Origin of the sequence: Paenibacillus pasadenensis, from assembly GCF_002864175.1 — a bacterium.
GTDB classification, from domain to species: domain Bacteria; phylum Bacillota; class Bacilli; order Paenibacillales; family Paenibacillaceae; genus Paenibacillus_O; species Paenibacillus_O pasadenensis.
Genome location: NZ_NFEZ01000004.1, coordinates 1,967,596 through 1,993,399, shown reverse-complemented (window position 1 = coordinate 1,993,399; position 25,804 = coordinate 1,967,596). Strand labels below are relative to the sequence as shown.

The following is a 25,804-nucleotide window of genomic DNA, read 5'->3' as shown; positions in this document are numbered from 1 at the left end:
GGAAAACAACCAAGCCGCCTCCCCCGCCTCGCGGGAAAGGCGGCTGAAGGCCGTCCGTTACTTCGCTTCGTACCAGTTCGCTCCGTAGCTGACGTCCGCGCGCAGCGGCACGCTCAGCTCCAGGGCGCTCTCCATCACTTCGGGGACGAGCGCCTTCATCGTCTCGAGCTCCTCGGGATGCACCTCGAAGACCAGTTCGTCATGCACCTGCAGCAGCATGCGCGAGCGCAGTCCCTCGGCGCGCATCCGCTCCTGCATCTTGACCATCGCCAGCTTGATGATGTCGGCGGCCGTGCCCTGGATCGGCGTATTCATCGCCGTGCGCTCCGCGAACGAGCGCAGGTTGAAGTTCGACGCCTTGATCTCCGGCAGGTAGCGCCTGCGCTCCAGCAGCGTCGTCACATAGCCGTCGCGGCGCGCCTGCTGCACGATGTCGTCCATGTACTTGCGCACGCCCTGGAACGCCTCGAAATACTGATCGATGAAGCGCGCCGCCTCCTTGCGCGTGATGCCGAGGTTCTGCGAGAGGCCGAAGTCGCTGATGCCGTACACGATGCCGAAGTTGACCGCCTTGGCGGAGCGGCGCATGTTCGCGTCCACGTCCGCCTGCGCCACGCCGAACACGTCCATCGCCGTCTTCGTATGCACATCCAGATCCTGCGTGAACGCCTCGCTCAGTCCCTCGTCGCCCGAGATATGCGCGAGCACGCGCAGCTCGATCTGCGAGTAGTCGGCCGCGAGGATGAGCCAGTCCGGCTCGGACGGCACGAACGCCTTGCGGATCTTGCGCCCTTCCTCCAGACGGATCGGGATGTTCTGCAGGTTCGGGAACTGGCTGCTCAGCCGGCCCGTCGCCGCGATCGTCTGGCGGTAGTACGTGTGGATCTTGCCGCTGTCCGGACGGATCTCCTTGAGCAGCCCCTCCACGTAGGTCGACTGCAGCTTGTGCAGCTGGCGGAAGTGCAGGATGAGCGGGATGATCTCGTGGTACGGCTCCAGCTTCTCCAGCACGTCGGCGTCGGTCGAGTACCCGGTCTTCGTTTTTTTCATGACGGGCAGGCCGAGCTTGTCGAAAAGGATCTCGCCCAGCTGCTTGGGCGAGTTGATGTTGAACTTCTGGCCGGCGTGGCGGTAGATCGCCTCCATGTCGGCCTTGATGCCTGTCTCCAGCTCCGCTCCGAGCTGGCGGATCGTCTCCGCGTCGACGGAGATGCCTTGGCGCTCCATGTCGGCGAGCACGCCGGACAGCGGCTGCTCCAGCTCGTAGTAGAGCCGGTGCATGCCCGTCTCCTCCAGCTGGGCCATCTGCAGCGGCGCGGCCGCGCGCACGGCGTCGGCCTTGACCGCCAGCTGCGCGTACAGAGCCTCCTTGTCCGGCACCTTGAACTTCGCGCCCTTGCCGTAGACCGACTCGTCGGTCGGCACCGACGGCAGGCCGAGGCGCGCCGCGATGCCGCTGACGCTCTGGTCCGTCGCGGTTGGGTCGAGCAGGTAGGCGGCCAGCACGATGTCGAACGCTCCGCCCTGCAGATGCACGCCGAGGCTGGCGCTGAGCGCCAGCTCCGCGCGGTGCAGGTCGCAGCCGGTCTTCGGCGCGGAAGCATCGGCGAGCCACGCCTTGAACTCGGCGGCATCGCCGCTCGCCAGCCATTCGCCGGACATCGCATAGACGGCGTCCTCGGCCGCGTAGGCGGCTCCGATCAGCTCGGCGTGATGCGGGTTGTCGCCGATCGCCTCGAGGTAGAACGCGCCCGGAGCGCGGAGCGCCTGCTCGAGCGCCTCGCACGCGGCGGCGTCGCCGATCTCGACCGGCCGGACGTCGAGCTCCTTTTGCGGCTCGGCCGATACGGGGGCTGCGGCGCCGAGGCCGAGCCGCTCGATGAGCGACTTGAACTCCAGCTTGCCGAACGCCGCGGCCAGCGTCGACGGCTCGTATCCTTTGTAGGCAAAATCGCCCGTCTCGCCGGCAAGCGGCACCTCGCGGAAGATCGTCGCCAGACGCTTGCTCAGCCGCGCCGACTCCTGATGCTCCTCGACGCGCTCCTTGAGCTTGCCCTTGAGCTCGCCGGAGCGCTCAATCACCGCCTCGACGGTGCCGTATTCATGCAGCAGCTTGAGCGCGGTCTTCTCCCCGACGCCGGGGATGCCGGGAATGTTGTCGGACGTGTCGCCCATGAGCCCCTTGAGGTCGATGATCTGCGCCGGCTCGAGGCCGTAGCGCTCGCGCACCGCCGCCGGATCGTACAGCTCGATCTCGCTCACGCCCTTGCGCGTGACGGCGATCGACACCCGCTCCGAAGCGAGCTGCAGCATGTCCTTGTCGCCGCTGACGACGATCGCCTGCACGCCCTGCTCGTCCGCCATGCGGGTAAGCGTGCCGATGATGTCGTCCGCCTCGTAGCCCGAGAGCTCGAACTGGCGGATGCCGAACGCCTGCACGACCTCCTTGATGAGCGGGAACTGCTCGGACAGCTCGGACGGCGTCTTGTCGCGGGTTCCTTTGTAGTCGGCGAAGCTTTCCGTGCGGAACGTCACCTTGCCCGCGTCGAAGGCGACCAGCACATGGGTCGGCTTGTGCTCCTCGAGCACCTTGAGCAGCATCGTCGTGAAGCCGAAGACGGCGTTCGTATGCAATCCAGCCGCGTTGGTGAGCGGCGGCATGGCAAAAAACGCCCGGTAGGCGATGCTGTTGCCGTCGATCAAAATCCACTTGTCCATATCAGGGCACCTCGTCGTCGTTATGATTGCTTCTACTATACCACACTCCGCTGGAAAACCTTGAAACCTTAGCGCTCAAATGTTCGTATTCAAAGAAAATATCAAACGAAAGCGAGGCATGGCTATTGATGGCAGGCATCGGCATCATCGGCGTCCTTTTCTTGCTTATTGCGCTCGGACTGTTCGTGCTTCACATCGCGCTCTGCGTATGGGCGTACCGAGACGCCCGCGACCGCGGCTACAGCAGCGAGTTCGCGCTGCTCGTGCTCCTGGCGCTGCTGTTCTTCCCGGTCGTCGGGCTGATCGTCTACCTGATCATCCGCGAGGATCGGCGCGGGAATCGGCTTCGCTGAATGGCAAAAAGGCATGGCTCCGGCGATCCGGAGGCCATGCCTTTTTCGTGCTTGCTCTAGCCTTGCTCTGCCGCTGCCGCCGCCGGCAGATGCGATGCCGCGACGCGGTAGATCGTCACGCGGTTGCCGACGATCGGTCCCGCGCCTTCGCCGGCAGCAGCCGGACGGCCGTGCGCGGAGCCATGCGCGCCGTGGCCATGGGCTTGACCGTGGCCGCCATGTCCGTGAGCCGGCTTTTCAGCCGCCTCGCCTTCGGCTTGCTGCTCCTGGCGCTTCGCATGCGCGCCGCGGAACGAGTCGCTCGACGCCCAGGCCTCGAAGTCGGCTTTGGCTCTCCAGGTCGTGCAGACGCGGATTTCCTCTTCGCCTTCGTTCTCGCTTTTGCCATGCAGCACGTCCATCCGGATGAACCCTTCGAACGTGTGCACCTGCTTCGGCTTCGCGAACCGCTCCAGCACCGCTTCGGCGAATCCGGCCTTGACGACGATCCGGTTCTCGACGAGCACCGGGCCGGCCAGCTCTTCCTTCGCTTCTCCCAGCTTTTCCTTCAAATAAGCCACGACCTCTTGCGCGTCCGGCCCGCCCATCAGGGCATGCTGCAGCAGCGTGATGCCATGCGGTCCCTTGGCATGCAGCTGAGACGGATGGCGCTCGATGACCGAGCGGACGAGCTCCAGCTCGCCGAGCATCGCCGCGCCGAACAGATCCAGTCGCGCTCCCTGCTCGAGCAGCCAGTTCAGAATATCCTTGCGGCCGACGTGAGCGGCCGCTCCGGCCGCCGTCTCCCAGTCGCCGCCGCCCCAGTTCATGGCGGCATGCAGCAGTCCCGGCTCTTCTTGCAGCAGCTGCTGCACGCGCTCCAGGTCGCTATGGGCCGAGCCGACGAAGGCGCGTACCAGTTCTGGATTCAATGCTTGCTCAGACATTTGTCATCTCTCCCGTTTCCTGTGGTTGAATCGCTTCATGGCTCGAATCCGCGCTTGCGGATTCGGCCGGCGCCGCCAGCCGGCGCGCCGTTGTCGCACGCCGCGCCTGGAAGCTCGGCACGCCTTCGTCGGTCCGGATGCTGCCCTCGACGCCGAATACGTCGCGGAAAAACGCATGCGTAAACAGCTCGGCGGGCCGGCCCTGAGCGGCGACTCGGCCGTCCTTGACGGCAACGAGCCTGTCGCAGTAGCGGGCGGCTTGATTGAGGTCATGCAGCACGGTCACGACGGTCATTCCCTGCTCGCGGTTCAGCCTTTGGACAAGCTCCATCAGCTCGAGCTGATGGGCGATGTCCAGATACGTAGCCGGCTCGTCGAGCAGCAGCACCGAAGGCGTCTGCGCGATCGCCATCGCGAGCCAGGCGCGCTGGCGCTCCCCGCCTGACAGCGCAGGCAGCGGCCGATGCTGCAGCTCCTGCAGCGAGGCCGCCGCGATCGCCCAGTCGACGATGCTCTCATGCTCTTCGGCGCTTCCATCCTGGTACCATTTCAAATGCGGGTGGCGTCCCTTGCGCACCAGCTCGCGCACGGTCAGCTCCAATCCCGACTCCTGGGCTTGCGCCAGCATCGCGATTTGTCGCGCCACGGCTTTGGGCGGAATCGCCGCCAGATCTTTGCCGTCAAGCAGCGCCGATCCGCCGCGCGGCTTCATCAAGCGGGCAAGCATCCGCAGCACGGTCGACTTGCCCGAGCCGTTCGGGCCGATGATGCCGACCCACTCGCCTTTGACGATGTCGATGTCGACGCCGTGCACGACAAGCCGGTCGCCGTAGCCGTGCACGAGCGCTTCTCCGGTCAGACGGCTCATCGTTTCGCCCCCTTTCGCAGCAGATAAAGGAAGAACGGAGCTCCGAGCAGCGCCAGCAGGATGCCGACCGGGAACTCGATCGGATCGAACAGCGTGCGCGCCGCCGTATCGGCCAGCGTGACGAGCGCCGCGCCGCCGAGCGCGGACGCCGGCATGAGAACGCGGTAGTCCGAGCCGACAAGCATGCGGACGATATGCGGCACGACAAGGCCGACGAAGCCGACCATGCCGGCCTGGCTGATCGCCGCGCCGGCGAGGAATGCCGCGACGCCGACGATGATGAGGCGGTACAGCTCGACGCGCACGCCGAGCAGCTTGGCCGCGTCGTCACCGAGCGCCAGCAGGTTCGCCGGCTTGATCAGCAGCAGCGCCGCCGCAAGTCCGGCCAGCGCGTAAGGCAGCAGCGCGTCGGCATGCGGCCAGCTGCGGCCGTTCAGGCTGCCGCTCATCCACGGCAGCACCGATTGCACCTTTTCGCTGTTGAGGATCATGAGCGCCGACATCGCCGCGCCGAGCAGCGAGTTGACCGCGACGCCGGCGAGGATGAGCCTCACCGGAGATGCTCCGCCCTTCCAGGCGAGCCCGTAGATGACCGCGCTGGCCGCCAAGGCGCCGATGAACGCCGCCGCGGGCAGCAGCGCGATCTGCGCTGGGAACAGGATCATGATGGCGACAGCGGCGATGCCTCCGCCCGACGAGACGCCGATGATGCCGGGATCGGCAAGCGGATTGCGGAATACGCCTTGCAGCAGAGCGCCGGAAAGGCCGAGCGCGCCGCCGACCATAAGGCCGGTCAGCACGCGCGGCAGACGCAGGTTCCAAACGATTTGCCACGCCTCGGTGTCGGAGCGCCCGAGGAGCGAGGCCCACACGTCGGCGATCGGAATCCGGATCGATCCGAGCGCGAGACCGCAGACGACGCTGGCGACGACGAGCGCCGCCGCGCCGACGAGCACGGCCGCATGCCGCGCCGACGCCGGGCGCCTCGCCCGCTTGACGTCAGCCGGCGACAGGACGGCCGCCATGTCAGTTCACCTGCAGGAGCAGCTTGTTGATCGTCTTGATCGCCTCTGGAGCGCGCAGGCCCGGGTTGGCGGCGAACAGGTTCTGCGGCAGGATCTCGAACTGGTCGTCCTTGATCGCCGACAGGTTGTTCCAGGCCGGATTCGACTCGAACTGCTTTTTGAACGCCGACTTGACTTCTGCGGCGTCGCCATGGGCGATGAGCAGGATCAGGTCCGGGTTGGCCGCGACGATGCGCTCCATGCTGAGCTCGGCGTATTGCGGCATCGTGTCCATTTTCGGGAACTTGGACGCTACGTTCTCGCCGCCCGCCAGCTCCAGGAAGCTGCCCGGGTAGCTCGTCGGCAGAGCGACGACGAAGCTGCCAGGAGCGCCGTACACGATCAGCGTCTTCGGCTTGGTCGCCGGCTTCTTCAGGCTGCTCACCGTGCGGTCCATGTTGGCTGCGATTTCCTCGGCCTTTGTCTCCTTGCCGAGCAGCTTGCCGTACAGGCGCAGGGAGGACTTGATCTGATCATAGGAGTTGTGCGAGTTGAGCAGCACTTGCGCGCCGAGCTTCTCGATCGTCGCCTTCTGGCTGGCAAGAGACGGGCTCGCGATGACCAGATCCGGCTTGACGGATGCCAGCTTCTCGAACAGGATGCCGTGCGTGCTGCCGACTTCGACCGCCGATGCGGCTTCCGGCGGATTGACCGCGCCCATCGCCGTCGGACGGCCGACAACCGTGCCGCCGAGCGCGTAGATCATCTCGGTGTCGGACGAGGAAAGCGTGACGATGCGCTGCGGACGCTTGTTCAGCGTGAACGGTCCGGTGCTCGTCGTCAGCGTCAGCTTGCTCGAAATCGCGACCGTGCGGCTCGATTGCGACCAGGTGACCCACTTTCCGAACGCTTCCGTGATGAGGCGCAGCGGAACGAACGTCCTGCCGTTCTGGATGACCGGAGCGGCCTCCAGCTTCGTGGCTTTGCCGTTTATGTATGCCGTCGCAGAGCTTGCCGTCAGCTTGACGGTATCGCTTCCGCTCGTCGCCGTCACCGTGCGCGTCGAGCTGTTCCAGGTTGCCTTGCCGCCGAGCGACTGGACGATCGAGCTGTAAGGCACGAGCGTGCGACCAGCGGTTACGATCGGCTGCGCGTCGAGCGACAGCTTTTTGCCGTCGAGCGTCACCTGGATCGGCGCGGCAGCGGCGCGCGCCGTCGACGGCACGCCGGAAGCCGAGACGAGAATAAGTGCTGCCGCGGAAGCGGCGAGAAGCGATTTGGTGCTGCGGAACATGAAAGAAACCTCCCCGGTTGGATTAAGAATGAGAATCAGTATCATTTACTGAATCTATAATACTGATAACGATTCTCATTGTCAACGGGGTCCGACCATCTTTTTCCGCGCCATGGTAAAATGGAGAAATCGACCCGAAGGAGATGAACATCGACTATGACTTTCTCAGCTACGCCCGCCTCCATCCCGTCCGTCTACCTCGCCGGATTCGAGGTGTTCCGACCCGACGCGGCCGATACCGGCCGCGCGATGAAGGCGCTCTGCGCCGAATACGGCTTCCGCGGCATCTTTCCGCTCGACAAGGACATCCGTCCATTGCCCGACCGGCTGGACACCGCTCGCGCCATCTTCGAAGGCAACGTGCGGCTCGTCCGCCAGGCCGACTTCGTAATCGCCAATCTGAACGCGTTTCGCGGCGCCGAGCCGGATGCCGGCACCGTCTTCGAGTGCGGGCTCGCCTATGCGCTCGGCAAGCCGCTCTACGCTCATCTGGCCGATGCGCGGGACCAGGCCGAGCGTCTCGCGGCCGAGATCGATCCGGCTACCGGCCTGCATCGGGACGGGATGAACGTCGAGAACTTCGGCCTGCCGGTGAACCTGATGCTCGCCATCCCCGCCACCGTCGTCGAGGGTGGACTGGAGGACGCGCTGCGTCGCGCCTCCGCCGATCTGGCCGCCGGCGTGTTAAGCTTCGGTTAAACCCGACGAGTCGGGCAGACAAGCCGCTGCGCGAGGCTTATAATGGCAGGGAAGCGCCAGCGGCAGCTACGGATGCCGGTGTATGGCGCACCCGAGCCTGGCGCGACCGAGCCTGATGCGGCCGAGCCTGGCTCGACCGAGTCTGGCGCGGACGAGCCCTGGCGCGGCTGTTCGGCCGATGCGGCCGGCAGCCGGCGGCTTGGGCCGACCCTGCTTGCCGCAACCCATTTGAGAACCCGAAAGGATGGTCAAGATGAATTCCTCCCTCCAGCCGCTCGTCATTGGACATCGCGGCGCCGCAGGTGAAGCGCCTGAGAACACGCTCGCCAGCTTCCGGCTCGCCGCAGAGCAAGGCGCGCAGATGGTCGAGCTCGACGTCCATCTGTCCGCCGACGGACAGTTGATCGTCTGCCATGACGATACGCTCGATCGAACGACGGATGGCGCAGGCGCGATTCGCGACCAGACGGCAGAAGAAATCCGACGCGCCGACGCCGGAGCCTGGTTCGGTCCGGCATTCGCCGGCGAGCGCGTGCCGCTGCTGAGCGAAGTCTACGAGCTGCTGCCGTTGACGGTAGAGATCAACGTCGAGGTGAAAGACGCGGCCGGAGAGCAACTCGACGCCAAGCTGCTCGACTTTCTCCGTCAAGGAACGAACCTGTTCCGCACCGTCGTCTCCTCGTTCGACCACAAGCTGCTCGTCCGTCTCAAAGCTGCCGAGCCGGAGCTGCGCATCGGGCTGCTCTATGCCGCCGATCTGTATCATCATGCCTCCTACGCAGCTCTGCTCGAGACCGAGGTATGGTCGCTCCATCCGCATCACGGGCTGATCGGCCGCGAGGACGCCGAGGACGCGAAGGCGGCCGGCATTGCCGTCTACCCTTACACCGCCAATCGGCCCGAGGAATGGGAACGGCTGGCCGCGATCGGCGTCTCCGGCATCATCACCGATTATCCCGGCCGGCTGAACGACTGGCTGGCCCAGCGGGCCGGACGCTAAAGGCCCGGCGGGCGGGACGCTAAAGGCTCGTCAGGCGGACCGCTATTAGTCCGGCGGGCGGACCGCTATTGGTCCGTCACTCTCAGTCGCCGTCGAGCCTACGCCCTGCCTGCGGCTTGATGGCCGATCCGTGCATCCCCTTGCGGATGCCCCGGCTCACTGAATCTCGACACGATCCGAATTACGGCCTAGGCAGCATAAGACAGCTGATCGTACTCAACTGAATCCGGCTTCTCGAACTTGAGACACCTCAATCGGCCAACGCACGCTTAGGCGGAGCGAACCGGCTGAACGGCGTGTCTCTTTTTCTTGCCGGCAGCTTGAGGCGGCACATCGAGCCCGATCGCGTTTCGCGTTTTTTGTTCTTCTTGGTTTTCCTTGTCCGCTCCCCCCGGCCGCCCCGAAGTTCGACATCTTCGCGGCTAACGACTCCTGAAATCGTAAGAAGTCCCCTACGCGGCGTTGTGAAAATCTAACGACTCTCACGAATCTTAGCGAACGAAAAATAGCATTTTTTCGATAGAGAAACGCAATATCCTCAACGCTAAGCACTTGAGGCGTCGTTAGGTTTTTGAATCCACGACTAAAAGGCGTCTAAGCGTCTGACGAATCGTTAGCTTTCCAGCTGCAAAGAACGAAGCGGTGGTGCTGGGATAGCTGGGGCTGCCGGGGCTGCTGGGGCTGCTGGGGCTGCTGGGGCTGCTGGGGCTGCTGGGGCTGCTGGGGTTGCTGGGGTTGCTGGGGTTGCTGGGGTTGCTGGGGTTGCTGGGGTTGCTGGGGCTGCCGGGGTTGCCGGGGTTGCCGGATGTACCGGGGGCGGGGCTACTCTACCTGTCGGGGTTCGGGGGTTGCATCTAGCAAAGGTCCAAGCAGGGAGCGGAGGGGACGGAAACCTCTTGGAGAAGCGGCAGCGGTTCCCTTGAAGGCCGGATTCCTTCCGTTTCGGAAAGGGAGATCAGAGGAATCTGGGCTTCAGCGGAATCGGAAAGAGGTTCCGTCCCCGGAGCGGGGCAACTCTTGACCCACGGCCCCACAGATTCCACAGGCTCCCCGGGCTTCCCGAATTCCCCGCTCCCTAGGCTCCCAGACTCCAAGCTCCCCGATCCCGAGGCTCCCCAAGCCCTCCCTGCGCTCAAGGGAACGCCAAAAAGCGCCTCCCGCTCCGGAATTCCGAAACGGTCAAGGCGCATGCAGCAGCCGACGCTACAAAAAAGCTAGGCGTTCAAATCCGGACGGCGGCCCGTCACGAGGTAAACGACGCTTTCCCCGATATTGGTCGCATGGTCGGCCAGACGCTCGATATAGCGGCCGACGAAGCTGAGCAGCATCGACTGGTTGATCGTGCGCGGGTCCTGCACCATGAGCGTATACAGCTCGCGGATGATCTGCGAGTACAGCGCGTCGACGGCATCGTCGTCCTTGGCCATCTTGTAGGCGAGATCGACATTCTCCTGCACGAACGACTGGATCGACTCGAAAATCATCGTCTGCACGATCTCGGCCATGCGCGGCAGGTCGATCAGCGGCTTGATGAGCTGCTGCCCCTCGAGGCGCAGCACGACCTTGGCGATGTCGACCGACAGATCGCCCATCCGCTCCAGGTCGCCGGAGATGCGGAACGCGACGAGCACGCGCCTCAAATCCTTGGCGACCGGCTGCTGCGTGGCGATCAGCTTGGAGCCGAGCTCCGTAATGCGCTCCTCCAGCCGGTTCAGCTCCGGGTCGCGGCGGATGATCGCGGACGCCGCCTCGGTGTCGACGCTCATCAGCGCCTGCATCGATCCCGCGAGCGCCGACTCCACATGCTCGCCCATTTCCTGCAGCATCTTGTCGAGCTGCTCCAGTCCCTCGTCCAGTTCCTTGCGTTTGATCATGACGGTCTCTTCTCTCCCTCTCGCCGGCGCTTCAGCCGAAGCGTCCTGTAATGTAGTCTTCCGTGCGCGCGTCGCTCGGGTTGGAGAACAGCTTCTCCGTCTCGTCGGCCTCGACAAGCTCTCCGTTGAGGAAAAACACGGTACGGTCGGATACGCGCGCCGCCTGGTGCATGTTGTGCGTCACCATGACGATCGTGTACTCCTTCTTGAGCTCGCGCACCAGCTCCTCGATCTTGAGCGTCGAGATCGGGTCGAGCGCGGACGTCGCCTCGTCCATGAGCAGCACCTCGGGCTCGACGGCGAGCGCGCGGGCGATGCACAGCCGCTGCTGCTGGCCGCCGGACAGGCTGAGCGCCGACTTGCCGAGCAGATCCTTCACTTCCTCCCACAGCGAGGCGCCGCGCAGGCTGCGCTCCACGATCTCGTTCAAGGTCGCCTTGTCGCGGATGCCGTGCAGCCGCGGGCCGTACGCGACATTGTCGAAGATCGACTTCGGAAAGGGATTCGGCTGCTGGAACACCATGCCGACCCGCTTGCGGAGGGACTCGACGTCCGTTTCCGCACCGTAGATGTCCTCGCCGTCCAGCTTGACGCTGCCGTCGATCTTGACGCCGGCGACGAGATCGTTCATGCGGTTGAGCGTGCGCAGGAACGTCGACTTGCCGCAGCCCGACGGGCCGATAAAGGCGGTGATGGTCTTTTCGGGAATGTCCAGCTCGATGTTCTTGAGCGCGTGGAACTCGCTGTAATGCAGGTTGAGCCGGTCAATCTCCATGATCGATGTCGTCATAACGTTCCCCTTCTCCCATGCGTCGATAGTCGGATTGCCGCCGCGACGGCCTCTCCCGGCCGAGCGCGGCTTGCCTTTCGGATCAGCCGAAGCGGCCCGAGATGTAGTCGTCGGTCTGCTTCTTCTCCGGATTGGTGAAAATGACGTTCGTCTCGTTGTGCTCGATCAGATTGCCCATGTAGAAGAACGCCGTCTTGTCGGACACGCGGGCCGCCTGGCCCATGTTGTGCGTCACGATGACGATGCAGTACTCCTGCTTGAGCTCAGAGATGAGCTCCTCGATCTTGGACGTCGACACCGGGTCGAGCGCGGAGGCCGGCTCGTCCATGAGCAGGATTTCCGGCTGCACCGACAGCGCGCGGGCGATGCACAGCCGCTGCTGCTGGCCGCCGGACAGCGCGAGCGCCGACTGGTTCAGCCGGTCCTTCGTCTCGTCCCACAGCGCCGTGCGGCGCAGGCAGGACTCGACGATCTCGTCCAGCTCGCGCTTGTTGCGCACGCCGTGATAGCGCGGACCGAAGGCGACGTTTTCATAGATCGACTTGTAGAACGGATTCGGCTTTTGCCACACCATGCCGATCCGCTGGCGCAGCGAGACGACATCGGTGCCCGGCGCGTTGATGTCCTCGCCGTCCAGCCAGATGCTTCCTTTGGCGCTCGCGCCGGCGATCGTGTCGTTCATCCGGTTGAGGCTCCGCAGGAACGTGGACTTGCCGCACCCGGACGGGCCGATGAGCGCCGTCACGCTGCCTCTCGCGAAGCTCAGGTCGACTTTTTTGACCGCTTCCTTCTCTCCGTAAAAGATGCTCAGCTGCTCGGCGGCCAGCGCCGCGCTGCCTCCCGGCCGCGTGCTCGCGCCGATTGCGCTCGAGGGAGCTGCGATTGCCATCTTGGGGTCCTCCTCGTAGTCGGGTTTAGCGGGATGCCGTCAGCTTGCGGTACAAGAAGCGGCCAAGCCAGCGGGAGCCCAGATTGAACAGCAGCACCGTCAGGATGAGCACGGCGGAAGCGCCGGCCGCGATCTGCGCGGCGTCCGGAGCGATGCCTTCGCTGTTGATTTTCCAGATGTGCACGGCGAGCGTCTCGGCCGGACGAAGCGGATTGAGCGGCGACACCGGACTGAACGGATTCCAGTCGGTGAAGTCCAGCCGCGGCGAGCTCATGCCGGCGGTGAACAGCAGCGCGGCGGCTTCGCCGAAGACGCGGCCTGCGGCCAGGATCGTGCCGGTCAGGATCGTCGGCAGCGCGACCGGCAGCATGATCTTGACGATCGTTTTCCAGCGCGTCAGGCCGAGGGCGAGTCCCGCCTCCTTCTGCTCGCGCGGCACGCCGCGGATGCCCTGCTCGGTGATGCGCACCATGAGCGGCAGGTTGAATACGGTCAGCGCGAGCGCGCCGGCCAGCAGCGAGAACTTGAGGCCGAAGTAGTTGACGAACACCAGCAGGCCGAACAGGCCGACGACGATCGAAGGGAACGAGGAGAGCACCTCGACGACGAGCCGGATGAAGTCGGTGAACCGGCCCGGGCGGGCGTACTCCGCCATGTAGATGCCGGCGCCGATGCCGAGCGGCACGGTGATGATCATCGTCAGCACGAGCAGGAACAGCGAGTTGAACAGCTGCGGCCCGATGCCGCCTCCGACCTTGAACGTCTGCGGCGGCGACGTCAGGAAGCCGAAGCTGATATGGCTGAGGCCGCGGTACAGAATGAATCCGATCAGCCCCGCCAGGATGAGGATGATGAGGAAGGCGAAGAAGTAGAAGACGGCCGTCGCTACGCGGTCGGCGGTTTTGTTGGACATTCTCATCGCAGGCTTCTCCTTTCCAGCACGCGCACGATCGCGACGAAGACGAATGTCATGACGAGCAGCACGAGCGCGAGGCTCCACAGCACGTTGTTCTGGACTTGGCCCATGATCGTGTTGCCCATGCTGAGCGTGATGACGCTCGTCAGCGTGGACGCCGATTCGAACAGCGAGCTCGGAATATGCGGAGCGTTGCCGATGACCATCTGCACGGCGAGCGCCTCGCCGAACGCGCGCGCGATGCCGAGCACGACGCCCGTCAGCATGGACGGGATGACGGCCGGCAGGATGCTGCGCGAGATCGTCTGCCAGCGCGTCGCGCCGAGCGCGTAGCTGCCTTCCTTGAGGCCGCGCGGCAGGTTGCTCATCGCATCGGTCGCGATCGTCGTGATCGTCGGCAGGATCATGATCGAGAGCACGACCGCGCCTGCGGCGAGGCCGAGGCCCTGCCCGGGGAAGATCGCGCGGAAGAACGGCACGATAACGGTCAGGCCGACAAAGCCGTACACGACCGACGGGATGCCGGCGAGCAGCTCGATGACCGGCTGCATGACCCTTTTGCCGAACTTCGGCATCAGCTCGGTCATGAAGATCGCCGCGCAGAAGGCGAGCGGAGCCGAGATGCAGGCGGCCAGAATCGAGGTGACGAACGAGCCGGTGATGAACGGCAGCGCGCCGAACGACTGCGGCTCGCCGTCAGGCGCCCATTTCGTGCCGAACAGGAATTCCTTCAGGCTGACGCCGTTGACGAAGAAGGTCGACAGCCCCTTGGACGCAACGAAATAAACGATCGAAAAAATCGTGACGATGAGCACGGCGACGCAGATGAGCGTATACGTCTTGCCGAACCATTCTCCGCCGGAGCGCGATTTGCGGCGCGCGGTCGGACGAGGCGGCGTTCCGCCGGAAGGGGCGGCGGATGCCGGAGACGCCTCAGCGCGCGGCTCGGACGAAGCCTCGGCCCTCGAAGTCGGCTCTGCGCCCTCGGAGCCTGGCCGGGCAGGGTCTAAGGTTGCTTTCATGAATTGATCTCTCCTTACGCCGAATACTCTTGGCATGGCGCAAAGCCAAGAGGGGGCATGGGATGCCTCCTTCTTGGCCTGCCGCTGCGCCATGATGCGCAGCTGGTGATGACGGTGTTATTTTTTCGTGATCGTGCCGGCTTCATCGCGCGTCACTTGCATGTCGTTGATGGAAATGTAGCCCAGATCGGTTACGTCCGTCTTTTGGATGTCGTCGCTGACCATGTAGTCGAGGAACGCTTTGACGACTTCGTTCGGCTCGCCCTTCGTGTACATGTGCTGGTAGGCCCAGATCGGATACGCGCCGGTTTTGACGTTGTCCGGAGTCGCTTCGATGCCGTCGAGCTTGAGCGTCTTCACCGAATCGTCGAGGTAGGAAAGCGCCAGGTAGCCGATCGCTCCCGGCGTTTCGCCGACGAGCTTTTTGACCGTGCCGGAGGAATCCTCTTGGATGTTGCCCGGGAGATCTTCGGATTTCGTGCCGAGTCCGTATTTTTCAAACGTCTTGCGCGTGCCGGAGCTCGATGGACGGTTGACGATGACGATCTTCTCGTCGGCTCCGCCGACTTCGCTCCAGTTCGTCACTTTGCCGGTGAAGATGTCGACCAGCTGCTGCTTCGACAGGTTGTCGATGGCGATATTCTTGTTGACGACGGTCGCCATGGCGACGACGGCGACTTGATGGTCGATGAGCTCCTTGCCTTTGTCCGCGTCGGCATCCGTGAACTTCTCGCCGGCGAAGATGTCCGAGTTGCCGATGTCGGCTTGTCCTTCCGATACTTGCGTCAGGCCAGTGCCGCTGCCGCCGCCTTGAACCTGCACCGTGACTCCGCTATATTCCGATTCGGCCATGAATTTCTGGGATACTTGCTCAACCAGCGGCTGCATCGCCGTGGAGCCTGCCGCGAGGATCGAGCCGCTCAGGCTTGCGCCCTCCGCTCCTCCGCTGTTCGCGTCGTTCTTGCTTCCGCAGGCAGCCAGCGTCAAGGCAAGCACCGTCGTCATCAGGACCAGCATCGTCTTTTTCATCTTGTTTTTGTTTCCCCTTCCGAAGATCCGAGTTTTGATCTGCCTTACGAGATTCATTGTACGAGCCGGTTGTTAATGCCGTATGTTCGCTTTGTAAAGGTAATTGTAAAATTGCATTTATTTTATCTATAATAAAGCAAGCATATTCACATAAAATATCTATACTTCATGGCGAAAGGGAAGATCCATCATGACAATCGTTAAATGGAGGCTGCTCGTCCTGCTGGACAAGCATAAGAAGGTGACTCCCGCCGCCCGCGAGCTCGGCCTCAAGCAGCCTACGGCAACCTTTCATATGAAGAAGATGGAGGAGGAATGGGGGACGGAGCTGTTCGAGTCGAAAACCGGCCGCATCCTGCTGACCGATGCCGGCAAGGCGCTGCTGCGCTTCGCGCGCGAGATCATCCGGCTGCACGAGGAAGCGCGGCTGGAGATGCGGCTGCTCGCGGCAGCGGGAGAGCGGCTGGCGGTGCGGATCGACGCGCCTTGCCGCGAGCAGGCCGCCGCGCTTGCCGCCTCGTTGCTCGAGCCGTTCGGACGCGCGATCGACTTCACCGCCGAGCGGCGGCTGGAGGAGCCTGATCTGATCGTATCCGAGCGGGCCGAGCCGCCTTCGGTAGCGGGCAGCGTCTACTGGCAGGCCGAGCTGAAGCTGGCGGTATCCGCCTCTCATCCCGCTTATGCGGGAGCGTCGGCCGATTCTCTGCTCGCCTCGCAATCGCCGTGGATCGCTCCGCCTGCCGGCACGGAGCTGCGCCGGCTATGCCTCGAGTGGAGCGAATCCCGCCGCGGCGCTCTCCGGGAAACGTACACATCCGCCGATCTCGGCACGGCCCGGACGCTCGCGGCGCAAGGCCTCGGTTTTGCTATCGTGCCCGACTTCAGCCGGCATCATCCGGCGGCGGCGGCCAGCGGCGCGGCCGGACTGCGGCTGATCCCGCTTCCCGGAGCCCCTTCCTACGGCCTCGAGCTCGCACCCGGACCGCTGCTCGCGCGCAAGGACGAGCCGATGCTGCTCGCTCTGTTCGCCGACACGAGGCGCGGCGGCTGACTCCCTCCTGCGGATTCCCATTCGAAGCGATGAAGCATTCGTTCCGAAAAAACACAAGACGGGATGGAGCGTCTGCTCCATCCCGTCTTGTGTTTGGCCGGAAATGCCGCCCTTCCCGCTAGGGAACGGCCGATGAACCTGAAGCTTGCCGGCGTCACGCTGCTTCTATTAGTAGAATTCGTCCATGCCGCCGATCGTATCCTTCACCCGATCGAGCGCTTCCGTCGCTTTAGACCGCCTGGCCGCGATCCGGCATCAGACGTTGAAGCCGTTCCAATGGGTGATCTCGTCGACATGCAGCCGGACGGTTGGATGGCCGGGCTGAGCCGCCTTGCCGAGCGCGATCAGCATGACGTTGGCGTAGCGGTCGGAAATCTGCAGCAGCTCGCGGAACTGGTCGACGTTGTAGCCGGCCATCGGCACGGTGTCGAGGCCGCGGGCGCGGGCGGCCAGCATGAGCTGCTGGGAGACGAGGCCGCCGTCGATCAGAGCGGACTGGAGCGCGCGCTCCTGCGGCAGGGAGCCGTAGAAGCGGTTCATGTTCTCGACCAGCTTGGCGGCCGTCTCCTCGTTCATATAGCCGGCCTCGACCGCTTTGCCGTAGATGCGGGGAGCTTCCGTATACGCCTGGAGATCGACGAGCACGGCGATGACGGCCGAAGCGGCGACGACCTGCTCCTGGTTGAAGGCGATCGGAAGCAGCTTCTGCTTGAGCTCCGAGTCGGTGATGACGATGAAGCGCCACGGCTGCATGTTGCTTCCGGAAGGGGCGAGCGTCGCCGTCGTCAGAAGCTCCTTGATCTCTTCGTCCGTCAGCTTGAAGTCCGGATCATACTTGCGGACCGATCTTCTGCTTTTGATCACCTCATGGAAATCTGCGGCCGGCAGGCTCGCTTGTGGATTCGTCGTCGACATGTCTCCCACTCCTTGAACTGTTATGATAATAACCACAGTATAGGGAGGGGATTAATCCCTGTCAATAGGTCGGAATAAACTCCCGTGCTTAGCCGCCGCTGCTTGAGCTCTCAGGTCGGCAAGAAAAAACCGTCCCTTGGTTTCCAAGGGACGGCGGGATGAATCGATCAAGCGTCCAGCCCATGCTCTTCGCGGATTTTGTACAGGCCGGTGATGAGCGGGTCGGCCGTATCGCGATTCAGCAGATGCAGCGCGAGCAAGTAGTGGAACGGCATCGCGACGACGTTGTTGCCCTCGCGGATCGACGGGAAGCCGGCCTCGACGACCGGACCGTGGTCCGGATGGATGTCGATGTCGACATGGACCGGCTCGTCCTCGAACTCGGCGCGGCACATCTTGGCGCAATGCGGAACGATGATCTGGTCGAACAGGTATTTCGCTTCCTCTTCGTTTTGCGGCGGCGGCGGCAGCAGGCGGCTGCGCTCGCCGCGCAGGATGTCCACGAAGAACGACGACATCCAAAGAGCCGGATCCTCGTTCTTTTGGAAATTGTGCACGAGCTCGTTCATGAAGAAGCCTACGGAATGGGGATTCTTATTGGCATCGAGCAGCCGGTAGGTGAACAGCGGCCCGTACATCGGGTGATTCACCACTTGTCCGTCTACTTCGTATTCGTCCTGATAGAAGCTTCTGAGCGCGAGCTCGCCGTGCTGATAAAGCGCAGCGATCATCTGCTGCAGCTCCTCCTCGGTCAGCTGAGGCTGTCCCGGCGTCGCCGCTTCGGCTCCTTGTCCTGGCTGGAGCTCGTCGGTATTTTGATTAGTCGTCATGAACGCATCCTCCTCATGCGTCCATCTTACCATTCCGTCCAACAAAGGGAAAGCGTTTGACAAACTTCGAGGCGGCTCGCGCCCGCCTCTCGACCGGTCAACGGCCGGCGGCGGGGTATGCCGAGCGGTCCCAGCTGTGGTCGGCCGCCATGGCGGCGTCGGAGCGGAGGAAATAGGCGAGCTTGCTTTTGCCCGCTCCGGGATCGTCCAGCGTCGCGTCCAGATGCTGCCAGACGCCGTCCAGGCGGACCATGTTCCAAAGATGAAGATCGCCCTTGGACTTGCCGTACACGATGCGGCTCTCGTAGCCGGCCGCTTGCAGCAAGCGATGAAGCATGAGCGCATAGCCCTGACAGACCGTTCCGTTCTTGCCGTACAGTCCCGCATATGCGGAATGCTCCTCCAGCGTGCGGTCGTAGCGGAACCGGTCCATCACCCATTCATAGATCGCCAGCGTCTGCTCGCGGCCTTCCTTCTTGCGGGCAATGGCCGGCGACTGGACGGCCTTGCGCGCTTCTTCGTTGACGGCCTCGGTCTGCTCGGACGTCTCCCAATAGGACATGCGATAGTCGATCGTCGCGGAGTAGGCCGTGCTTGTCCAGTTCCAGGTCATCTTTTTGAGGACAAAGCGCAGGTCGTCATCCTTGGCGCCAATCGCCTTGAACACCTGCTGCAGCTTCTGGTCCAGCGATTCCGTGCTGCCGCGGTACAGGACCGTCGCCCGCTCGCCGTATCCGTCCTTCATGACGCCGTAGATCAGCTCCGCGATCTCCTCGAACGTCGCAGCCTCGAGGACAGGGGCGGCGTCAGGCGCGGCGACGGCCGCTGCCGGCCGGGCCGTCGCGACGGCAGGATCGGCCGCGTAGGCGGCATCGGCCTTGCCGGCGCCGCTCCTTCCCTTCGCCGCTTTCGCGATCGGCGCATTTGCCGCCGCAGCGGCCGGCAGCGCCGCGCCGAGCAGCAGGCTCGCGGACAGGATGGCGGTCAGCGCACGCCTGCCCGTACGCCGGAACGGCTTCCTTCCGATCCGCCGCCTTGCCTTGCGGCTTCCGTCCTCCATTGCCGCTGACTGAGCTTCGCCGATTCCACGTCCGATCATATCCGATTCCTCCCTTTCACCCGCGCCACATTGCGATATAAGACTAACGGACGATCAATATATCGTTTTGTAGTTCTTATGGCACGGGTATTTAGTTAGGTATTTCTTCGGATCGAATCAGGATTTATTGAATATCCGCCAAATGAATTAGTTCTATAGAACTATTTATGCAGATCGCGCTTCCCTTATAAATAAAGGCGGCTGCGTGCGGACATCCTAAGCGAAACAGGATCCGGGCTGCGGACAAGGTGATTGGAGCGCTGCCGGCACGGTTACTTAATAGCATGAGCGAGACCAAAAAATACGAAACGACTAAGGGAGGAAACACATCATGGCATGGTTATGGGCACTTATCGTCGGCGGCATCATCGGTTGGCTGGCTGGCATGCTCGTCGGACGCGACGTTCCGGGAGGCATCATCGGCAACATCATCGCCGGCTTCGTCGGCGCTTGGCTCGGCGCGCTGCTGCTGGGCGAATGGGGTCCGGTCGTAGGCGGATTCTTCTTCATCCCGGCGCTGATCGGAGCCATCGTGCTGGTCGCGATCGTCAGCCTCATCCTCGGCAGCATGCGCCGCGCCCGCTAACACTGGCCGCGCGGCCGTCTGGCCGGACTGGCGCAAGGCTAGGCGCGCCAGACGCAAAGAAGCCGTTTCCCCGATCGGGGAAGCGGCTTCTTTTTGCGTGCGCGCTTGCAGCGGTCCAGCGAATTATTCCTCGTAAATTTTCGTCAGCATCTCGCCGAGCTCGCGGAGCGCCTGCTCTTCCTGCTCGCCTTCGGTTTCGAGGCGGATCTCGCTGCCGGCGGAAATGCCCAGCGTCAGAAGGCCGAGCGAGCTTTTGCCGTTGGCCTTTTTCTCGCCTTTGTACAGCGTCACCTTGCACGGGAACGCATTCGCCTTCTCGACGAACAGCTTGCTCGGACGGGCATGGAAGCCCTGCGGATGAATGACGGTGAATGTACCGGATGCCATGATTATGCTTCACTCCTTGCGGTATAGTGGCGGACGAGCTTCAGCACCTCGTCCTGGGACTCGAGCTCCAGCGCTTGGCGGGCCAGCTCCGCGCAGTCGGCGCGGGACAGGCGGGAGATCTGCTCGCGGGCGGACAGCACGGTGGACGCGCTCATGCTGAATTCATGCAGGCCGAGGCCGAGCAGCAGAGGGATCGCGTCGGGATCGCCGGCCATCTCGCCGCACATGCCGGTCCAGCGGCCATGGCGCTCCGAGGCGCGGATGACCATCTCGACGAGGCGCAGGATCGACGGATGATGCGGCTGGTACAGATAGGCGACCGATTCGTTCATGCGGTCGGCGGCCATCGTGTACTGGATCAGATCGTTCGTGCCGATGCTGAAAAAGTCCGCTTCGCGGGCCAGCGCGTCGGCATTCAGCGCCGCGGCCGGAATCTCGATCATGAGGCCGACCTCGATCCCGCTCGATACGGCGACGCCGTCCCGCTCCAGCTTGGCGCGCTCCTCGGCGAGGATGCGCTTGGCGTCGCGGAGCTCCGAAGCGACCGCGATCATCGGGAACATGATCGCCAGGCGGCCGTAGGCGCTGGCCCGCAGCAGCGCGCGCAGCTGCACGCGCAGCAGCTCCTCCTCGGCCAGGCAGAGGCGGATCGCCCGCCGGCCGAGGAACGGATTGCTCTCCTTGGGCAGATCGAGGTAAGGCAGCTCCTTGTCGCCGCCGATATCGAGCGTGCGGATGACGACGCGCTTGCCTTGCATCTTTTCCAGCACATGGCGGTAGACGGAGAACTGCTCCTCCTCGGTCGGCAGCGAGCTGCGTCCCATATAAAGGAATTCCGTGCGGAACAGGCCGATCGCGTCCGCCCCGCTCTCCAGCACCTTGGCCACATCGGCGACGCTGCCGATATTGGCGGCCAGCTCGATCTCATGGCCGTCGGCGGAAACCGACGGACGGTCGACGAAGCCGCGCAGCCGCGCCATCTTCTCCTCGTACTCGCGCTTGAGCAGCCGATAGCGCTCCAGCTCCTCGGCGGAAGGATCGACGAGCACGACGCCTTCGACCGCATCGAGCACGAGCATCGTGCCGGTCTCGATGCGGCCGGCCTCGCGGCCGGCGCCGACGATCGCCGGCAGCTCGAGCGAGCGCGCCATGATGGCGGAGTGCGACGTGCGGCTGCCGACTTCGGTCAGGAAGCCCTTCACATAGTCGAGATCCAGCTGCGCCGTATCGGACGGCGTCAAATCCTCGGCGACGAGGATCGTCTCCTCGCTGAGGCCGGACATCGTGCCGCCGTCGCGGCCTTCGAGGATGCGGACGACCCGACCCGCGACGTCGCCGACATCCGCCGCGCGCTCGCGCAGCAGCTCGTCGTCCATCGAGCGGAGCAGCTCGGCGATGCCGGCAGCCACTTCATGAAGCGCCGATTCGGCGTTGATGCGCTCGTCCCGGATTTTGTCCTCGGTCGCTTCGATCAGCTCCGGATCGTCCAGCAGAAACAGATGCGCCTCGAAAATCTCGGCCTTCTGCTCGCCCATCCGCTCCAGCGTCGAGCGGCGGATCGCCTCAATCGCCTCTTTCGCCTCGGCGACGGCCGCCTTCAGGCGAGCCGCTTCCGCCTCGGAATCGGCGACGGCGCGCCGCTCCGGGATCGCCGCGGCCGGCTCCAGCCGCAGCGCCTTGGCGATGGCGATGCCCGGCGATGCCGCCGTGCCTTTCCATGCGATTGTCGTCATGATGCTTGCGCCTCCTGTTCGTAGCTCGCAGCCGCAGCCGCGAGGAGAGGATGGCCGGCGTCGAGGCCGCTCGCCTGCGCCAGCGCGCCGGCCGGGCCGAGCTCGCGCAGCGCCTGCTGCAGCTGCACCGCCTCGGGATCGCCGGCGACATCGAAGCGCAGCGCAAGGCCCATCGCCTCGGCGAGCCGATCCGCCGGCAGGCCGAGCGCGAGCGCGAGCAGCGCCGGCCGGACGAGCCGGTCCTCGCGGGACAGCTTGCGCAGCGGCGAGCGGCCGACGCGCTCGACCTCGTCCGTCAGATGCGGGTTGCGGAAGCGGCCGAGAATCGTCTCGACATAGGCTTCATGCTCCGCCGGGTCGAAGCCGTAGCTGCGGACGAGCATGTCGCCCGTCTCCCGCAGCACGGCGCGCACGAACGCGGCAACCTCTTCATCCTGCATCGACTGCTGGATAGTGGCGAAGCCTTTTGCATAACCGGCGTAGGCCGCCGAGCAATGGCCCGTGTTGACCGTGAACAGCTTGCGTTCGATGTACGGCGCCAGATCGTCGACATAACGGACGCCGGGGATCTCCGCTGCGCCGGGCAGCAGCTGCGAGCGGTCGACGACCCACTCGTAGAACGGCTCGACCGTCACCGCGAGCACATCCTCGTGATGCTGGATCGGCACGATCCGGTCGACCGCCGAGTCCGGAAAAGCGGTGCAGGCGGCAAGCGCCTCGCGCTCTTCGCCGCTCAGCCGCTCCATGACCTGCTGCTTGAGGATGGAGCTGGCGCCGATCGCGTTCTCGCAGGCGATCAGCTGCAGCGGAGCTGCGCCCCGCTCCAAGCGGAGCCTCAGCCCTGCGGCGATGCCGGGGGCGATATGCCGCAGCACGCCGACGCCGACGGCCGTCGTGACGAGGTCGGCCTCCGCGACCGCCTCCGCGACCGCCTGCGGGTCGCGGCCGTCGATTGCGCTCACGCCGCCGACGCGGAACTGCCGGCCCTCCTCCTCGGCCAGCGTCACCGTGTACTCGCCTCGGCGCTGCAGCTCGCGGACGAGCGGCTCGTTCACGTCGGAGAAGACGACCTCGTAGCCGGCTTGCGAGAGCAGGAGGCCGATGAAGCCGCGGCCGATGTTGCCCGCTCCGAAGTGGACCGCCTTCATTCTTCCATCCCGCTTTCGAAGATGTCGATGATCTCCTGGGCGCTTCGGGCCGTGCGGATGCGCTCCATGCTCTCTTCCTCGGAGCACACCATCGCGACGCTCGTCAGGATGTCCATATGCTCGCCGCCCTGCGCGGCGATGCCGACGACGAGCACGGCCGGCTCGTCGCCGCCGAAGTCGACGCCGCCCGGAATTTGCAGCACCGACAGCCCCGTGGAGCGGATGAGCGCCTTCGCCTCGTTCGTGCCGTGCGGGATCGCGAGTCCGCTGCCCATGTAGGTGGACAGCGCCTGCTCGCGCTCGACCATCTTCTCCACATAATCGGCATCGGCATGGCCGGCGTCGACGAGCAGCTGGCCCGCCAAACGAACGGCCTCCCATTTGTCCTTGACGGCTACGTTCAGTCGGATGAGTTCAGATTTCAGCATGTGGGTCAAGCACTCCTTTATTCTCTTTCTAATTTATGATTCAGATACGCCTTCAAATGGACGGCCAGATCGGCGCGGATGCGGTTTTCGCGTCCTGCCGCCAGCACCTCGATCATCTCGCTGTCCAGCAAGGAGGCGCTGATCTCGCTCAGCACCTCGAGGCTCTCGCGCGCCAGCGCCAGCGGCGCCAGCATGAGCAGGAACCTGCGCAGCGCCGGCGCGTCCGGATCCGGATCGAGCCGCAGCGGCTGCTCAAGCTCGAACAGCGCGAGCAGCGGCCGGGAAACGTTCCCGCTGCGCGTATGGAACAGGGCGAGATCGGTGCCGGGAAGCATCTGCGTGCCATGCGCCTCCCGCTCGATCAGGCGGTCGACGACTTCTTCCGCGTCGCGCACCGATGCGGCAAGCTCCGGACGGCGGCAAGCCTCCAGCAGCATCGGCCGCAGGCTGGCGGACGCCGTCCGCAGCTGCAGCACGCGAAAGTCCTCCAGCAGCCGCGCGCACTCCGCGGCCGCTCGGCTGACCGAGAGCAGCGACTGCTCCGGCCCGCGGCCGTCTGCGGGCCCGTCTGCGGGCTGCGGCTGAGGCGCGGCGAGCGTGGCGTCGAACGGCCCTGCCTCCGCTCCGTCCTGAAGGGCCGGCTCGCCGGATTCCTTCTCGCGCGGACGAGAGCGGATGAACTCGCGCAGCCGCTGCGCCTCCCCGGAATCGAGCAGCGGACTGAGCTTGATGTAGCGGCTCCCCGCGATCGGCAGGTCAACGGTGCTGATGATGATGTCATAGGCCGACGGCGGGATTCGGCTCGCCTCGTACCAGGAGGCTTGCTGGACGAGGTCCAGCTGCGGGAACTCCTTGCCGAGGCGGGTCGCCAGCATGCGCGAGGAGCCGATGCCGCTCGTGCAGACGATGATCGCCCGCAGCGGCTGGCTCAGCTGCTGGCGGCGCTCCAGGCTCGCTCCGAAATGCATGACGAGGAACGCGATCTCTTCCTCCGGCACGGTCCAGTTGCGCAGCGCCGCATCGCTTGCCGCCCGCACCTGCGCGAACAGCTCGGCGTAATCCTTGCGCACCGCCTCCAGCAGCGGATTGCGGATGCGCTGGCCGGCGGCGATCCGCTCGAGGGCGGCCTTCAGATGGGCATACAGGCCGTCCCGCAGCGAGCGGTCGGACTCGTAGTCCCCGCCGCCGATCTCGTCCATGCGGCGGATGAGCTGACGGACGATCGCCGCAAGCTCCAGATCCTCCGCCGGCAGCGGACCGGCGGACCGGCGCGCCGCCCGCTCGAGCAGCAGCTGCGCATAGTGGCGCTCCGACTCTCCGTAGGTCAAGCCCGTCTCTTCCTGCAGCAGGTCGCATAGCCGCTCCGTCTCCGGAGCCGGGCGCCGATAGTAGCCGCGCAGCTCCTCCAGCTCGGACAGCGGCGCGACATGGCCGCGGCCGATGCGCTCGGCGGCGATCGCCAGCCGGACGAGCAGGTCGGTATACGCCTGCTCGCTCAGCGGATGGTCGTCCTGCTCTTCTTCCCAGCGCCAAAGCACGTCCTCGATCTCGGGCATGCGGGACGTGCCGGACAAGTCGGCGATGCTCTCGTCGATCGGATGCCGCAGCCGCTCCTCGTCCAGCGACAACAGCGCCAGATCGTCAAGCCTCAGCCGCTGCAGCGCTCGGACCGCATCGCGGCGGGCCGTTTCGGCGCCGGCCAGCTCGATGCCGTAGCCGCGGCGGCGCACGAGCTCCAGCCGGTTCGCCGCGATCCACGCCTCCAGATCGTCGAGGTCGGCGCTGACGGTCGGCACGGTCACCTTCATCTCGGACGCCAGCCCGAACAGCTTGATCGGCTCGGCGCTGCCGAGCAGCCGGGCGAGCAGATGCAGCTGCCGCTCTTCGGCGGAAAACTCCGCCTCCTCCGGCGCGTCCAGCTCGCGCTTCAGCCGGAGGAGGCGTTCTTCGTCCGCTTCGAGCCGCAGGCCGGAGCCTGCCTTGCGCAGCAGCCGCGCGCCTTTGCGATGCAGATAGCCCTCGAGCGCGTCGAGCTCCCGATGCACCGTGCGCGAGCTGACCTGGATGCGGCGGGCGATCTCGGCGACGGTGATGTCATCGGCATCGGAATGAAGCAGCAGATCGAGCATGCGTCTCATGCGATGCGTCAGCTCCATGCGTCCCTCCTCCTCCTCGCTTCTGCTTTTCGGACAAAATGCCGGAAAGGATGCCGGGAGCGCGCGGCTCCGGCATCCATCCGTCTTGT

24 protein-coding genes and 1 pseudogene are annotated in these 25,804 nt (G+C 64.6%); 5 read left to right on the top strand and 20 right to left on the bottom strand.

The window, feature by feature from the left end; translation table 11 throughout:
* Window positions 1-57: 57 nt before the first annotated feature.
* Entirely contained in the window at window positions 58-2,718 is a 2,661-nt protein-coding gene (polA, locus tag B8V81_RS17980) for a DNA polymerase I (RefSeq protein WP_101808903.1), read from the bottom strand.
* Window positions 2,719-2,846: 128 nt separating this feature from the next.
* Here polA and B8V81_RS17975 point away from each other — a divergent pair, with 128 nt between their 5' ends.
* The gene (locus tag B8V81_RS17975) at window positions 2,847-3,071 is read left to right on the top strand and encodes a PLDc N-terminal domain-containing protein (protein WP_028597812.1); all 225 of its coding nucleotides are present in this window, start codon (window positions 2,847-2,849) and stop codon (window positions 3,069-3,071) included.
* Window positions 3,072-3,127: 56 nt separating this feature from the next.
* On the opposite strand, the gene B8V81_RS25900 is transcribed toward B8V81_RS17975, so the two are convergent.
* From B8V81_RS25900 to B8V81_RS17955, 5 genes and pseudogenes are all read right to left on the bottom strand, one after another.
* The gene (locus B8V81_RS25900) at window positions 3,128-3,577 is read right to left on the bottom strand and encodes an antibiotic biosynthesis monooxygenase (RefSeq protein ID WP_228551836.1); all 450 of its coding nucleotides are present in this window, start codon (window positions 3,575-3,577) and stop codon (window positions 3,128-3,130) included.
* Between the two features lie 42 nt (window positions 3,578-3,619).
* A pseudogene (locus tag B8V81_RS25895) lies at window positions 3,620-3,997 on the bottom strand (ankyrin repeat domain-containing protein); the annotation flags it as partial.
* Window positions 3,990-4,865, bottom strand: coding sequence for an ABC transporter ATP-binding protein (locus B8V81_RS17965; RefSeq protein WP_084136709.1), 876 nt, complete (start codon window positions 4,863-4,865; stop codon window positions 3,990-3,992). The pseudogene B8V81_RS25895 and the gene B8V81_RS17965, both read right to left, overlap by 8 nt.
* Window positions 4,862-5,890 (bottom strand): FecCD family ABC transporter permease, encoded by a 1,029-nt coding sequence (locus B8V81_RS17960; protein ID WP_028597811.1) that lies wholly within the window; start codon window positions 5,888-5,890, stop codon window positions 4,862-4,864. Before B8V81_RS17960 ends, B8V81_RS17965 begins: the two co-directional genes overlap by 4 nt.
* A gap of 1 nt (window position 5,891) precedes the next feature.
* Window positions 5,892-7,163 carry an ABC transporter substrate-binding protein gene (locus tag B8V81_RS17955; RefSeq protein WP_052333003.1) on the bottom strand — a complete coding sequence of 424 codons (1,272 nt, stop codon included), beginning with the start codon at window positions 7,161-7,163 and terminating at the stop codon, window positions 5,892-5,894.
* 156 nt (window positions 7,164-7,319) lie between these two features.
* Here B8V81_RS17955 and B8V81_RS17950 point away from each other — a divergent pair, with 156 nt between their 5' ends.
* Both B8V81_RS17950 and B8V81_RS17945 read left to right on the top strand, forming a co-directional pair.
* A complete protein-coding gene (locus tag B8V81_RS17950) occupies window positions 7,320-7,862 on the top strand; it encodes a nucleoside 2-deoxyribosyltransferase (RefSeq protein ID WP_219623326.1) in 543 nt (180 codons plus the stop codon).
* A gap of 253 nt (window positions 7,863-8,115) precedes the next feature.
* A complete protein-coding gene (locus B8V81_RS17945; RefSeq protein ID WP_028597809.1) occupies window positions 8,116-8,862 on the top strand; it encodes a glycerophosphodiester phosphodiesterase in 747 nt (248 codons plus the stop codon).
* Between the two features lie 1,214 nt (window positions 8,863-10,076).
* Here the strand turns inward: B8V81_RS17945 and phoU are convergent.
* The 6 genes from phoU to B8V81_RS17910 form a co-directional block, all read right to left on the bottom strand.
* The gene (phoU, locus tag B8V81_RS17935) at window positions 10,077-10,736 is read right to left on the bottom strand and encodes a phosphate signaling complex protein PhoU (RefSeq protein ID WP_028597808.1); all 660 of its coding nucleotides are present in this window, start codon (window positions 10,734-10,736) and stop codon (window positions 10,077-10,079) included.
* A 31-nt stretch (window positions 10,737-10,767) separates the two neighbouring features.
* A complete protein-coding gene (gene pstB, locus B8V81_RS17930) occupies window positions 10,768-11,526 on the bottom strand; it encodes a phosphate ABC transporter ATP-binding protein PstB (RefSeq protein WP_028597807.1) in 759 nt (252 codons plus the stop codon).
* Between the two features lie 82 nt (window positions 11,527-11,608).
* Window positions 11,609-12,415: a phosphate ABC transporter ATP-binding protein PstB gene (pstB, locus tag B8V81_RS17925; protein WP_084136705.1), complete on the bottom strand. Its 807-nt coding sequence runs from the start codon at window positions 12,413-12,415 to the stop codon at window positions 11,609-11,611.
* Between the two features lie 25 nt (window positions 12,416-12,440).
* A complete protein-coding gene (gene pstA / locus B8V81_RS17920) occupies window positions 12,441-13,328 on the bottom strand; it encodes a phosphate ABC transporter permease PstA (RefSeq protein ID WP_028597805.1) in 888 nt (295 codons plus the stop codon).
* A gap of 2 nt (window positions 13,329-13,330) precedes the next feature.
* Window positions 13,331-14,353 carry a phosphate ABC transporter permease subunit PstC gene (gene pstC, locus B8V81_RS17915; RefSeq protein ID WP_084136702.1) on the bottom strand — a complete coding sequence of 341 codons (1,023 nt, stop codon included), beginning with the start codon at window positions 14,351-14,353 and terminating at the stop codon, window positions 13,331-13,333.
* Window positions 14,354-14,470: 117 nt separating this feature from the next.
* A complete protein-coding gene (locus B8V81_RS17910; protein WP_101808901.1) occupies window positions 14,471-15,382 on the bottom strand; it encodes a phosphate ABC transporter substrate-binding protein PstS family protein in 912 nt (303 codons plus the stop codon).
* Between the two features lie 190 nt (window positions 15,383-15,572).
* Between B8V81_RS17910 and B8V81_RS17905 the strand changes: the two genes are divergently transcribed.
* Window positions 15,573-16,433: a LysR family transcriptional regulator gene (locus B8V81_RS17905; protein WP_101808900.1), complete on the top strand. Its 861-nt coding sequence runs from the start codon at window positions 15,573-15,575 to the stop codon at window positions 16,431-16,433.
* 255 nt (window positions 16,434-16,688) lie between these two features.
* Here the strand turns inward: B8V81_RS17905 and B8V81_RS17900 are convergent, their stop codons facing one another.
* The 3 genes from B8V81_RS17900 to B8V81_RS17890 form a co-directional block, all read right to left on the bottom strand.
* Entirely contained in the window at window positions 16,689-17,348 is a 660-nt protein-coding gene (locus B8V81_RS17900) for a nitroreductase family protein (protein WP_101808899.1), read from the bottom strand.
* Between the two features lie 167 nt (window positions 17,349-17,515).
* The gene (locus B8V81_RS17895; protein ID WP_028597800.1) at window positions 17,516-18,178 is read right to left on the bottom strand and encodes a hypothetical protein; all 663 of its coding nucleotides are present in this window, start codon (window positions 18,176-18,178) and stop codon (window positions 17,516-17,518) included.
* A gap of 97 nt (window positions 18,179-18,275) precedes the next feature.
* The gene (locus B8V81_RS17890) at window positions 18,276-19,277 is read right to left on the bottom strand and encodes a transglutaminase domain-containing protein (RefSeq protein ID WP_101808898.1); all 1,002 of its coding nucleotides are present in this window, start codon (window positions 19,275-19,277) and stop codon (window positions 18,276-18,278) included.
* A 331-nt stretch (window positions 19,278-19,608) separates the two neighbouring features.
* On the opposite strand from B8V81_RS17890, the gene B8V81_RS17885 reads away from it, so the two are divergent.
* Complete coding sequence (locus B8V81_RS17885; RefSeq protein ID WP_101808897.1) at window positions 19,609-19,863, top strand: GlsB/YeaQ/YmgE family stress response membrane protein; 255 nt, start codon at window positions 19,609-19,611, stop codon at window positions 19,861-19,863.
* Between the two features lie 123 nt (window positions 19,864-19,986).
* On the opposite strand, the gene B8V81_RS17880 is transcribed toward B8V81_RS17885, so the two are convergent.
* Genes B8V81_RS17880 through B8V81_RS17860 form a run of 5 tightly spaced genes read right to left on the bottom strand, consistent with a single transcriptional unit; the run spans window position 19,987 to window position 25,715 of the window.
* On the bottom strand, window positions 19,987-20,250 hold the full coding sequence (locus tag B8V81_RS17880; protein WP_028597797.1) for an HPr family phosphocarrier protein: 264 nt from the start codon (window positions 20,248-20,250) through the stop codon (window positions 19,987-19,989).
* A gap of 2 nt (window positions 20,251-20,252) precedes the next feature.
* Window positions 20,253-21,983, bottom strand: a complete 1,731-nt coding sequence (gene ptsP / locus B8V81_RS17875) for a phosphoenolpyruvate--protein phosphotransferase (RefSeq protein ID WP_101808896.1) — start codon at window positions 21,981-21,983, stop codon at window positions 20,253-20,255.
* Window positions 21,980-23,131, bottom strand: coding sequence for a mannitol-1-phosphate 5-dehydrogenase (locus tag B8V81_RS17870; protein ID WP_101808895.1), 1,152 nt, complete (start codon window positions 23,129-23,131; stop codon window positions 21,980-21,982). The genes ptsP and B8V81_RS17870 overlap by 4 nt, the downstream gene beginning before the upstream one ends.
* Window positions 23,128-23,559 (bottom strand): PTS mannitol transporter subunit IIA, encoded by a 432-nt coding sequence (locus B8V81_RS17865; RefSeq protein WP_043110974.1) that lies wholly within the window; start codon window positions 23,557-23,559, stop codon window positions 23,128-23,130. The genes B8V81_RS17870 and B8V81_RS17865 overlap by 4 nt, the downstream gene beginning before the upstream one ends.
* A gap of 17 nt (window positions 23,560-23,576) precedes the next feature.
* Window positions 23,577-25,715, bottom strand: coding sequence for a BglG family transcription antiterminator (locus B8V81_RS17860; protein WP_101808894.1), 2,139 nt, complete (start codon window positions 25,713-25,715; stop codon window positions 23,577-23,579).
* Window positions 25,716-25,804 lie beyond the last annotated feature (89 nt).

Bases quoted from the DNA above. Each gene is read 5' to 3' on its own strand.
- pstB (WP_084136705.1), bottom strand. From the start codon at position 12,415: ATGGCAATCGCAGCTCCCTCGAGCGCAATCGGCGCGAGCACGCGGCCG.
- B8V81_RS17900 (WP_101808899.1), bottom strand. From the start codon at position 17,348: ATGTCGACGACGAATCCACAAGCGAGCCTGCCGGCCGCAGATTTCCAT.
- pstB (WP_028597807.1), bottom strand. From the start codon at position 11,526: ATGACGACATCGATCATGGAGATTGACCGGCTCAACCTGCATTACAGC.
- pstA (WP_028597805.1), bottom strand. From the start codon at position 13,328: ATGTCCAACAAAACCGCCGACCGCGTAGCGACGGCCGTCTTCTACTTC.
- B8V81_RS17865 (WP_043110974.1), bottom strand. From the start codon at position 23,559: ATGCTGAAATCTGAACTCATCCGACTGAACGTAGCCGTCAAGGACAAA.
- polA (WP_101808903.1), bottom strand. From the start codon at position 2,718: ATGGACAAGTGGATTTTGATCGACGGCAACAGCATCGCCTACCGGGCG.
- B8V81_RS17870 (WP_101808895.1), bottom strand. From the start codon at position 23,131: ATGAAGGCGGTCCACTTCGGAGCGGGCAACATCGGCCGCGGCTTCATC.
- ptsP (WP_101808896.1), bottom strand. From the start codon at position 21,983: ATGACGACAATCGCATGGAAAGGCACGGCGGCATCGCCGGGCATCGCC.
- B8V81_RS17890 (WP_101808898.1), bottom strand. From the start codon at position 19,277: ATGATCGGACGTGGAATCGGCGAAGCTCAGTCAGCGGCAATGGAGGAC.
- B8V81_RS17965 (WP_084136709.1), bottom strand. From the start codon at position 4,865: ATGAGCCGTCTGACCGGAGAAGCGCTCGTGCACGGCTACGGCGACCGG.
- B8V81_RS17950 (WP_219623326.1), top strand. From the start codon at position 7,320: ATGACTTTCTCAGCTACGCCCGCCTCCATCCCGTCCGTCTACCTCGCC.
- B8V81_RS17895 (WP_028597800.1), bottom strand. From the start codon at position 18,178: ATGACGACTAATCAAAATACCGACGAGCTCCAGCCAGGACAAGGAGCC.
- B8V81_RS17885 (WP_101808897.1), top strand. From the start codon at position 19,609: ATGGCATGGTTATGGGCACTTATCGTCGGCGGCATCATCGGTTGGCTG.
- pstC (WP_084136702.1), bottom strand. From the start codon at position 14,353: ATGAAAGCAACCTTAGACCCTGCCCGGCCAGGCTCCGAGGGCGCAGAG.
- B8V81_RS17880 (WP_028597797.1), bottom strand. From the start codon at position 20,250: ATGGCATCCGGTACATTCACCGTCATTCATCCGCAGGGCTTCCATGCC.
- B8V81_RS17905 (WP_101808900.1), top strand. From the start codon at position 15,573: ATGACAATCGTTAAATGGAGGCTGCTCGTCCTGCTGGACAAGCATAAG.
- B8V81_RS17975 (WP_028597812.1), top strand. From the start codon at position 2,847: ATGGCAGGCATCGGCATCATCGGCGTCCTTTTCTTGCTTATTGCGCTC.
- B8V81_RS17945 (WP_028597809.1), top strand. From the start codon at position 8,116: ATGAATTCCTCCCTCCAGCCGCTCGTCATTGGACATCGCGGCGCCGCA.
- B8V81_RS17960 (WP_028597811.1), bottom strand. From the start codon at position 5,890: ATGGCGGCCGTCCTGTCGCCGGCTGACGTCAAGCGGGCGAGGCGCCCG.
- phoU (WP_028597808.1), bottom strand. From the start codon at position 10,736: ATGATCAAACGCAAGGAACTGGACGAGGGACTGGAGCAGCTCGACAAG.
- B8V81_RS17955 (WP_052333003.1), bottom strand. From the start codon at position 7,163: ATGTTCCGCAGCACCAAATCGCTTCTCGCCGCTTCCGCGGCAGCACTT.
- B8V81_RS17910 (WP_101808901.1), bottom strand. From the start codon at position 15,382: ATGAAAAAGACGATGCTGGTCCTGATGACGACGGTGCTTGCCTTGACG.
- B8V81_RS17860 (WP_101808894.1), bottom strand. From the start codon at position 25,715: ATGGAGCTGACGCATCGCATGAGACGCATGCTCGATCTGCTGCTTCAT.